The organism is Immundisolibacter sp., assembly GCF_050250495.1.
GTDB lineage: Bacteria > Pseudomonadota > Gammaproteobacteria > Immundisolibacterales > Immundisolibacteraceae > Immundisolibacter.
The window spans coordinates 36285-45914 of the sequence record NZ_JBFWOM010000015.1 but is presented as its reverse complement, the minus strand read 5'-3'; the positions used below and the strand labels follow the sequence as shown (position 1 = coordinate 45914).

The 9630-nt window shown below is 69.5% G+C and carries 8 protein-coding genes; all 8 read right to left on the bottom strand.

Features of this window, described 5'->3' with window-relative positions:
• A partial coding sequence (gene secG, locus AB7F93_RS10530) for a preprotein translocase subunit SecG (RefSeq protein WP_428302864.1) occupies positions 1 to 311 on the bottom strand: 311 nt, incomplete at its 3' end.
• Between the two features lie 2 nt (positions 312 to 313).
• Positions 314 to 1060, bottom strand: a complete 747-nt coding sequence (tpiA, locus tag AB7F93_RS10525) for a triose-phosphate isomerase (protein ID WP_428302863.1) — start codon at positions 1058 to 1060, stop codon at positions 314 to 316.
• Between the two features lie 76 nt (positions 1061 to 1136).
• Positions 1137 to 2483 (bottom strand): phosphoglucosamine mutase, encoded by a 1347-nt coding sequence (gene glmM, locus AB7F93_RS10520; RefSeq protein WP_428302862.1) that lies wholly within the window; start codon positions 2481 to 2483, stop codon positions 1137 to 1139.
• The gene (gene folP / locus AB7F93_RS10515; RefSeq protein WP_428302861.1) at positions 2476 to 3312 is read right to left on the bottom strand and encodes a dihydropteroate synthase; all 837 of its coding nucleotides are present in this window, start codon (positions 3310 to 3312) and stop codon (positions 2476 to 2478) included. Before folP ends, glmM begins: the two co-directional genes overlap by 8 nt.
• Positions 3313 to 3361: 49 nt before the next feature.
• Positions 3362 to 5248, bottom strand: a complete 1887-nt coding sequence (gene ftsH / locus AB7F93_RS10510) for an ATP-dependent zinc metalloprotease FtsH (protein WP_428302883.1) — start codon at positions 5246 to 5248, stop codon at positions 3362 to 3364.
• A gap of 5 nt (positions 5249 to 5253) precedes the next feature.
• Entirely contained in the window at positions 5254 to 5910 is a 657-nt protein-coding gene (locus tag AB7F93_RS10505; protein ID WP_428302860.1) for an RlmE family RNA methyltransferase, read from the bottom strand.
• Positions 5911 to 5925: 15 nt separating this feature from the next.
• A complete protein-coding gene (gene greA / locus AB7F93_RS10500) occupies positions 5926 to 6402 on the bottom strand; it encodes a transcription elongation factor GreA (protein WP_428302859.1) in 477 nt (158 codons plus the stop codon).
• A complete protein-coding gene (gene carB, locus AB7F93_RS10495; protein WP_428302858.1) occupies positions 6402 to 9623 on the bottom strand; it encodes a carbamoyl-phosphate synthase large subunit in 3222 nt (1073 codons plus the stop codon). The genes greA and carB overlap by 1 nt, the downstream gene beginning before the upstream one ends.
• Positions 9624 to 9630: the final 7 nt, after the last annotated feature.

Below are 9630 nucleotides of genomic sequence, written 5' to 3'. Positions count from 1 at the left end.
GCCGGAGCCTCGCTCGCCGGTGCCGGAGCCTCGCTCGCCGGTGCCGGCGGGGGCAGAAGTTTATCAGTAACGCTGGCGGGACCACTGGCGTGCGCGCCCAGATATGCCAACACCAGACTGGTCAGAAACAGCGCCGTGGCCAGGCCGGCGGTCATCCGGGTCAGGAACGAACCCGCCCCGCGCGCGCCAAATACGGTGCCCGAGGAACCGCTGCCGAAGGCCGCGCCGGCATCGGCGCCCTGCCCCTGCTGGATGAGCACCAGCCCCACCAGCGCCAGGCAAATGAGCACATGAAGAATCAGCAAGACCATCATCATCGGGGAAGCGCCGCGTCGCAGATTGAAAGGAATTGATCCGCCACCAGACTCGCGCCACCGATCAGGCCGCCATCCACGTCCGGCTGCGCGAACAGACCGGCGGCATTATCCGGCTTCACGCTGCCACCATACAAAATCGTCGGCGTGCTGCCGGCAGCGCTGACCCGCTGGCGGATGAAACGGTGCACGGCCTGCGCCTGCTCGGGCGTCGCCACCTTGCCGGTGCCGATGGCCCAGACGGGCTCATACGCAATCACGGCACCGGCGAGCGCCTGCTCGCCACACAGCTCCAGCACCGCATCGAGCTGCGCGGCGATGACGCGCTCGGTGTCGCCCGCCTCGCGCTCGGCGAGCTGCTCGCCCACGCACAGGATGGGCGTCAGATCGGCAGCGAGCGCCGCGCGGAACTTGCGCGCGACCAGCGCGCTGTCTTCCCCGAACAGGCTGCGCCGCTCGGAGTGGCCGACGATGACGTAGTGGCAACCGACATCGCGCAGCATGGCGCCCGACACCTCGCCGGTGTAGGCGCCGGATGCTTCGACGGCGAGGTTCTGCGCGCCAAGACGCAGCGCGCTGCCCTGCAACACGGCCGCCGCCTGGGACAGGTACGGAAACGGCGGGCAAACCGCAATGGCCACGCCCGCCCGCGCCGCAGCGGCCTCGGCCACGGCCCCAACCAGCCCGGCGACCATCTGCCGGTCGCCGAACATCTTCCAGTTTCCGACTACCAGCGGACGCGACATGAGCACTTGATGGAGCTGACAAAAAGGCCGCGCATGGTAATGGCGCAGGCGCCCGCAATCAAACGCAACGGGGCCGTCACGCCCGTCCCATGGCAGCCTGCACGGCACCCGCGATCTGCTGGCACAGGTGATCCACCTCTCCCGCGTCGGCGCCCTCCACCATCACCCGCACCAGCGGCTCGGTGCCGGACTTGCGCAGCAGAACCCGCCCGCGCCCGGCGAGCTGCGCCTGCACGGTGTCGACCGCCTCGCGCACGACGGCACTGCCGTCCGGGTCAAAGCCCGGCGTCATGCGCACGTTGACCAGCCGCTGCGGGTACTTGTGCATGAAGGTTTTCAACTCGGCGAGCGTACGGCCCCGCTCGCGCAGCACCGACACCACCTGCAGCGCCGTGACCAGGCCGTCCCCGGTGGTGGTGCGGTCAAGACACAGCACGTGCCCCGAGGTCTCGCCGCCCAGCAGCCAGCCGCGCGCGCGCAGTTGCTCCATCACGTAGCGGTCGCCCACCTTGGCGCGCTCGAAGGCGATGCCGACACGGCCGAACGCCTGCTCAAGGCCGAAATTGCTCATCTGTGTGCCGACCACACCGCCGCCGAGCGTGCCGGCCGCGTGCCGGGCCAGCGCCAGGATGCCGAGGATCTCGTCGCCGTCCACCAGCTCGCCCGCGGCGTCCACCAGTACCAGCCGGTCGGCGTCACCGTCGAGCGCAACCCCTAGATCCGCGCCCTGGCGCAGCACTTCCTGTTGCAGGGCCGCCGGCGCCGTGGAGCCGCAGTCGAGGTTGATGTTGAAGCCATCCGGCGCCACGCCGATGGCCGTGACCGTGGCGCCGAGTTCGCGGAACACCGCCGGCGCCACCTGGTAGGCGGCCCCGTTGGCGGCGTCCACCACGATCTTCAGGCCCCGCAGGTCGAGCCCATCGGCCAGCGCCCGCTTGCAGAATTCGATGTACCGTCCGCCGGCGTCGACGGCACGGCGCGCCTTGCCGATCTCGGTCGGCGCCACCATGGTCAGCGGCTCCCCGAGACAACGCTCGATCTCAGCCTCGACCGCGTCCGGCAGCTTCTCGCCGCTGGCCGAGAACAGCTTGATGCCGTTGTCCGGGTAGGCGTTGTGGGACGCGCTGATGACGATGCCGGCGCGCGCGTGGAAGGTGCGCGTCAGGTACGCCACGGCCGGCGTCGGCATCGGCCCCAGCAGCAGGCAGTCCATGCCGGCGGCCGACAAACCGGCCTCCAACGCCGACTCCAGCATGTAGCCCGACACGCGGGTGTCCTTGCCCACCACCACCGTGCCGCGGCCCTCCCGGCGCAGCACCGTGCCGGCGGCCCAGCCGAGCCGCAGCACGAAATCCGGCGTGAAAAAGCCCTCGCCCACCGTGCCGCGCACGCCGTCGGTGCCGAAATAACGTCGCTCAGCCATTCGATTCCCCTTGTACAGCGTCCAGCATGGCGAGCGCCTGCACGGTCTCGGCAACGTCATGGACACGCAGCAGCCGCGCACCGCGCTGCGCCGCCAGCAACCCGAGCGCAATACTGCCACCGAGCCGCTGCGTCACAGGCGCGCCGGTGACGGCGCCGATCAGCGACTTGCGCGACAGCCCGGCCACGACCGGCAGGCCCTGCCGGCACAGCACCGGCAGGGCCCGCAGCAGCGCGAGGTTGTGCGCCGCCGTCTTGCCGAAGCCGAAGCCGGGGTCGATCAGGATGCGCTCCCGCGCGATACCCGCCGCGACACACGCCGCCACGCGCTGCGCCAGAAACCCGGCGACTTCGCCGACCACGTCGTCGTATTGCGGCGCCTGCTGCATGGTGCCGGGCTCGCCCTGCATGTGCATGACGATGACCGGCACGCCAAGCCCCGCCGCGGCGGCCAGCGCCCCCGGCTCGCGCAGCGCGGCGATGTCGTTGATGAGCCCGGCACCGGCGCCGACCGCCGCGCGCATCACCGCCGCGTGGCGGGTGTCGATGGAGATCGGCACCGTCAGACGCGGCGCCAGGCGCTCGATGAAGGGCAATACGCGGGCGAGTTCGTCGTCCACCGACACCCGTGCCGCGCCGGGGCGGGTCGATTCGCCGCCGATGTCGATCACCGCCGCGCCGGCGGCCACGAGCGCCAGCGCGCGCTCGCAGGCGGCCTCGACGTCGTCCGCCAGGCCATCACCCGAGAACGAGTCCGGCGTCAGGTTCAGTACGCCCATGACGGCCGGCCGCGACACATCGAGCGGCTTGCCGGCGCAGTTCAGCAGCATGGATGCGGAATTGGCCGCGGGCGCCGCCAGCCGGCGGCGCCCGGCGTCGTCAGGGCAGGCTCGGCGCGCCGTCGGCGCCGGCATCCGTCGCTGGCGCGGGCGGCGGCGCGCGCCGGTCGGTCGGCGCCGGCGTCACTGCGCGCACCGGCCGGCCGGCCATGATGTCGTCGATCTGATCCTTGTCGATGGTCTCGAAGCGCATCAGCGCGTCGGCCATGGCGTGCAGGGTGTCGAGACGCGCGGTGACGATTTCCTTGGCGCGCGCGTAGTTGCGCTCCAGGATGGCGCGGATTTCCTCGTCGATGGTCGCCGCGGTGTCGTCGGACACGTTCTTGTGCTGCGTCACGCTGCGACCCAGGAACACCTCGCCCTCGTCTTCCTCGAACGTCATCGGCCCCAGACGCGCCGACATGCCCCAGCGCGTGACCATGTTGCGGGCGATCTCGGTGGTGCGCTTGATGTCGTTCGAGGCGCCCGTGGTCACAGCCTGCGCGCCGAACACGAGTTCTTCCGCGATGCGCCCGCCGTAGAGGCTGCTGATCTGGCTTTCGAGCCGCTCGCGGCTCAGGCTGTAGCGGTCTTCCTCCGGCAGGAACATGGTCACGCCGAGCGCCCGCCCGCGCGGGATGATGCTGACCTTGTACACCGGGTCGTGCGAGGGCACCGACAGGCCCACGATGGCGTGGCCGGCCTCGTGGTAGGCGGTGAGGCGTTTTTCGTCCTCGCTCATCACCATCGAGCGCCGCTCGACGCCCATCATGATCTTGTCCTTGGCGCGGTCGAAATCCTCCTGATCGACCACGCGCTTGTTCTGGCGCGCCGCGAACAGCGCCGCCTCGTTGACCAGGTTGGCGAGATCCGCGCCCGAGAAACCCGGCGTGCCGCGGGCGATCACCTCGGCCTGCACGTCGGCGTCGAGCGGCACTTTCTTCATGTGCACTTTCAGGATCTGCGCGCGGCCGACGATGTCCGGCAGCGGCACCACCACCTGGCGGTCGAAGCGGCCAGGGCGCAGCAGCGCCGGGTCGAGCACGTCCGGGCGGTTGGTGGCGGCGATGACGATGACGCCCTCGTTGCCCTCGAAGCCGTCCATCTCCACCAGCAACTGATTCAGCGTCTGCTCGCGCTCGTCGTGCCCGCCGCCGAGGCCCGCCCCGCGGTGCCGGCCGACGGCGTCGATCTCGTCGATGAAGATGATGCACGGCGCGTGCTTCTTGGCCTGCTCGAACATGTCGCGCACGCGCGACGCGCCGACGCCGACGAACAGCTCGACGAAGTCTGAACCCGAGATGGTGAAGAACGGCACCTTGGCCTCACCGGCGATGGCGCGCGCCAGCAGCGTCTTGCCGGTGCCGGGCGAGCCCACCATCAGCACGCCGCGCGGGATGCGGCCACCGAGGCGCTGGAACTTCGACGGGTCGCGCAGGAAGTCCACCAGCTCGTGCACTTCTTCCTTGGCCTCGTCCACGCCGGCCACGTCTGCGAAGGTCACGCGCACCTGATCTTCGGTGAGCATCCGCGCGCGGCTCTTGCCGAACGGCATCACGCCGCCCTTGCCCGGGCCGCCCTGCATCTGGCGCATGAAGAACACCCACACGCCGATCAGCAGCAGCATAGGGAACCAGGAGATGAACACCTGCATCAGCAGCGACTGCCGATCCGGCGCGGCGACCTCGATGCCGACCTTGTTGGCCAGCAGGTCGTCGATCATGTGCGGGTCGTTTGGCGTGTAGACGACGAACTTCTCGCCGCTGCTGGTTACGCCGCGCACGCTGCCTTCCTCGACCACGACGCGGTCGACCTGGCCTTCCTTCACCTGCGCGATGAACTGCGAGTAGTCGACCGTGCGCTCGCTGGCCCGGCGCGGACCGAAGCTGTTGAACACCGCCATCAGCACCAGGGCCACCACGACCCAGAGGATGACGTTGCGGGACATGGAATTCACGATTCTTCGCTCCGGTCGGCGGAATGACTGGGGGTTATCGGCAGCATAGCGCGGCCGATCAAGTAGTGCTCGCGGCTGCGGTCGCGCGACGCGTCGGGCTTGCGCACCAGCACCTGCCCGAAGCGGCGCCCGAACAGCGCCCGCAGCTCCTGACTGCCGGCGCCCTCGAAGCATTTGACCAGCAGGGCGCCGCGCGGGTTCAGCACGCGAACCGCGAAATCGAGCGCGAGTTCAACGAGGTACAGCGCCGCCGGCTGGTCGACATCGCGCACTCCCGTCAGATTGGGGGCCATGTCGGACATCACAAGGTCGGCGCCGTCCGGCAGCAGGGCGAGCATCGCGTCGAGCACCGCCTGCTCGGAAAAGTCGCCCTGGATGAACTCGACCCCCGGCAGCGGCCCCATGTCGAGCAGGTCCACCGCCACCACCCGCCCGCGCGGGCCGATGCGCTCGGCCGCCACCTGCGACCAGCCGCCCGGCGCGGCGCCGAGGTCCACCACCGTCGCGCCCGGCGTGAGCAGCCGGTCGCTCTGGTCGATTTCGAGCAGCTTGAAGCTGGCCCGAGACCGGTAGCCCTGCGCCTGCGCCTGACGCACGTAGGGATCGGAGACGTGCCGCTGCAGCCAGCGGCGCGTGTTGCCGCGCCGGCTCACCGCAGGATCACGGGCTCAGCAGTACTCGACGCCGAGGATTTCATAGTTCTGTTCGCCGCCCGGGGCCGGCACCGTCACTTCGTCGCCGACCGCCCGGCCGATCAGCGCGCGCGCCAGCGGCGCCCGGAACGACACGCGGCCCTGCTTGATGTCGGCCTCGTCGACGCCGACGATCTGATACGTCACTTCCTCGTCGCTGTCGACATTCACCAGCTGCACGGTGGCGCCGAACACCACCTTGCCGCCGGCGGCGAGCTTGGCGGGATCGATCACCTCGGCGCGACCGAGACGATCCTCGATCTCGCTGATGCGGCCCTCGATGAAGCCCTGCTGCTCCTTGGCGGCGTGGTACTCGGCGTTTTCCTTCAGATCGCCGTGCGCGCGCGCCTCGGCGATGGCCGCGATCACGCGCGGCCGCTGCACGGATTTCAGGTCTTCGAGTTCGCGGCGCAACTGCTCGGCGCCGCGGGCGGTGAGGGGTTCGCGGGTCATCAGGTCAACTCGGTATGCAGGGAATGCAGGCTCTCGACGCGAATATCCGTGCCCGCCTGCAGCGCAAGGCACGTGGCGCGCGCACCGGCCAGCGTGGTGGTATGCGGCACCTTGTAGCGCAGCGCCGCGGCGCGGATGGCGAACGAATCGGCGATCGCCTGCTTGCCCTCGGTGGTGTTCAGCACGAAGGCGATCTCGCCATTGGTGAGCAGGTCAACCACGTGCGGGCGGCCTTCCTTGACCTTGTTCACCACCGCGCACGGGATACCGGCCTCGGTCAGCACCTGGGCGGTGCCGTGGGTGGCGACCAGCTCGAAGCCGATCTGCCGCAGATCCGCCGCCACCTGTACCAGCAGCGCCGTCTTGTCGGCCTGGCGCACGGAGATGAAGGCGCGCCCGCCGCGCGGCAGCGGGTTGCTCGCGGCGAGCTGCGCCTTGCCGTAGGCCTCGCCGAAGCTGCGCCCGACGCCCATCACCTCGCCGGTGGATTTCATCTCGGGCCCGAGGATGATGTCGACGCCCGGGAACTTGGCGAACGGGAACACGGCTTCCTTGACCGCGTAGTACGGCGGCGTCACTTCGCCCGCGACGCCTTGCGTTTTGAGATCGATACCGGCCATGCAGCGCGCCGCCACCTTGGCGAGCGGCACCGCCGTCGCCTTGGACACGAACGGAACTGTGCGTGACGCGCGCGGGTTCACTTCCAGCAGGTAAACGTCGCCGTTCTTGACCGCGAACTGGATGTTCATAAGCCCGACCACGCCGAGCTCGTGCGCGAGCTGCACCGTCTGGCGGCGCATTTCGGTCACGACCTCGGGCGCGAGGCTATACGGCGGCAGACAGCAGGCGGAGTCGCCGGAATGCACGCCGGCCTGCTCGATGTGTTCCATCACGCCGCCGATGACGACATCCTTGCCGTCGCAGACGGCATCGACGTCCACCTCCAGCGCGTCGTCGAGAAAGCGATCCAGCAGCACCGGCGAGGCCGCCGACACGTGGGCGGCGTTCTGCATATAGGCGCGCAGGCCCGCCTCGTCGTAGACGATTTCCATGGCGCGGCCGCCCAGCACGTACGACGGGCGCATCACCAGCGGGTAGCCGATCTGCCCGGCGGCAGTCAGCGCCTGCTCCAGGCTTGCCGCCATGCGGTTGGCCGGTTGCAGCAGGCCGAGCTTGTCCACCACCTGCTGGAAGCGCTCGCGGTCCTCGGCGCGGTCGATGGCGTCCGGCGTGGTGCCGATGATGGGCGCACCCGCCGCCAGCAGCGCGCGGGCGAGCTTCAGCGGCGTCTGGCCGCCGAACTGCACGATCACGCCCCACGGCTGCTCGACGCGGACGATTTCGAGCACGTCCTCCAGCGTCAGCGGCTCGAAGTAGAGGCGATCGGCAGTGTCGTAGTCCGTCGACACCGTCTCCGGGTTGCAGTTGACCATGATGGTCTCGAACCCGGCCTCGCGCAGCGCCAGCGCCGCGTGCACGCAGCAGTAGTCGAACTCGATGCCCTGGCCGATGCGGTTCGGCCCGCCGCCGAGGATCATCACCTTGCGGCGGTCGGTCGGCTGCGCCTCGCACTCGTCCTCGTAGGTCGAATACATATAGGCGGTGGCGGCCGGGAACTCGGCGGCGCAGGAATCGACGCGCTTGTACACCGGCACCACGCCGAGCGCGCGGCGACGCTGGCGCACGGCGTCCTCGCTGGCGCCGAGCAGCGTGCCAAGGCGGCTGTCGGAGAAACCCAGGCGCTTCCAGGCGCGCAGCCGGGCGGCATCGGTGGCGGCGAGGCTCGCGCTGGCGATCTCATCCTCCACCTCGATGATCTCGGCCACCTGATCCAGGAACCACGGATCGATGCCCGTCAGCGTCTGCACCTCACCCAGCGAAACACCGCAGCGGAACGCATCGCCGATGTAGCGCAGGCGGTCATCGGACGGGGTGCGCAGGCGCTGGCGCAGCGTGTCGAGCGCCGCCTCGTCGCGGCCGACGAGCGCCGGTACAAATCCATCGATGCCGGTTTCGAGCCCGCGCATGGCCTTCTGCAGCGACTCCTGGAACGTGCGGCCGATGGCCATGACCTCGCCGACCGACTTCATCTGCGTGGTCAGCGTGCCGTCGGCCTGCGGGAACTTCTCGAAGTTGAACCGCGGCACCTTGGTGACCACGTAGTCGATGCTGGGCTCGAACGAGGCCGGCGTCACGCCGCCGGTGATCTCGTTCTTGAGCTCGTCGAGCGTGTAGCCGACGGCGAGCTTGGCGGCGACCTTCGCGATCGGAAAGCCGGTCGCCTTCGAGGCCAGCGCCGACGAGCGCGACACGCGCGGGTTCATCTCGATCACCACCAGGCGCCCGTCGGCCGGGTTCACGGCGAACTGCACGTTCGAGCCGCCGGTCTCGACGCCGATCTCGCGCAGTACCGCGAGCGAGGCGTTGCGCATGATCTGGTATTCGCGGTCGGTGAGCGTCTGCGCCGGCGCCACGGTGATGGAGTCACCCGTGTGCACGCCCATGGCGTCGAAGTTCTCGATCGAGCAGATGATGATGCAGTTGTCGTTGCGGTCCCGCACGACCTCCATCTCGAACTCTTTCCAGCCGATGATGGATTCTTCGATCAGCAGCTCGTGCGTGGGCGACAGATCGAGGCCCCGCTCGCAGATGGCGACGAATTCCTCGCGGTTCCAGGCCACGCCGCCGCCGCTGCCGCCCATGGTGAACGACGGCCGGATGATGGTCGGGAAGCCGATCTGCGCCTGCACCTGCAGGGCTTCCTCCATGCTGTGGGCGAGCGCCGAGCGCGGCGTGGCAAGCCCGATGCGGCGCATCGCCTCGCGAAAGCGCTCGCGGTCCTCGGCCTTGTCGATGGCGTCGCGCGTGGCGCCGATCATCTGCACGCCGAATCGTTCCAGCACGCCCTCGCGGGCGAGGTCGAGCGCGCAGTTCAGCGCCGTCTGCCCGCCCATGGTCGGCAGCAGCGCGTCCGGGCGCTCGCGCTCGATGATCTTCGCCACCACCGGCCAGGTGATCGGCTCGATGTAGATGGCGTCCGCCATGTCCGGGTCGGTCATGATGGTGGCCGGATTCGAGTTCACCAGGATGACCCGGTAACCCTCCTCGCGCAGCGCCTTGCAGGCCTGGGCGCCCGAGTAGTCGAACTCGCAGGCCTGGCCGATCACGATCGGGCCAGCGCCGACGATGAGGATGCTCTTGATGTCGGTACGTTTGGGCACGGTGGTC

Coding starts and splice junctions, on each gene's coding strand:
- tpiA (WP_428302863.1), bottom strand. CDS start 1,060: ATGTCGCGTCCGCTGGTAGTCGGAAACTGGAAGATGTTCGGCGACCGG.
- glmM (WP_428302862.1), bottom strand. CDS start 2,483: ATGGCTGAGCGACGTTATTTCGGCACCGACGGCGTGCGCGGCACGGTG.
- folP (WP_428302861.1), bottom strand. CDS start 3,312: ATGCTGCTGAACTGCGCCGGCAAGCCGCTCGATGTGTCGCGGCCGGCC.
- ftsH (WP_428302883.1), bottom strand. CDS start 5,248: ATGTCCCGCAACGTCATCCTCTGGGTCGTGGTGGCCCTGGTGCTGATG.
- greA (WP_428302859.1), bottom strand. CDS start 6,402: ATGACCCGCGAACCCCTCACCGCCCGCGGCGCCGAGCAGTTGCGCCGC.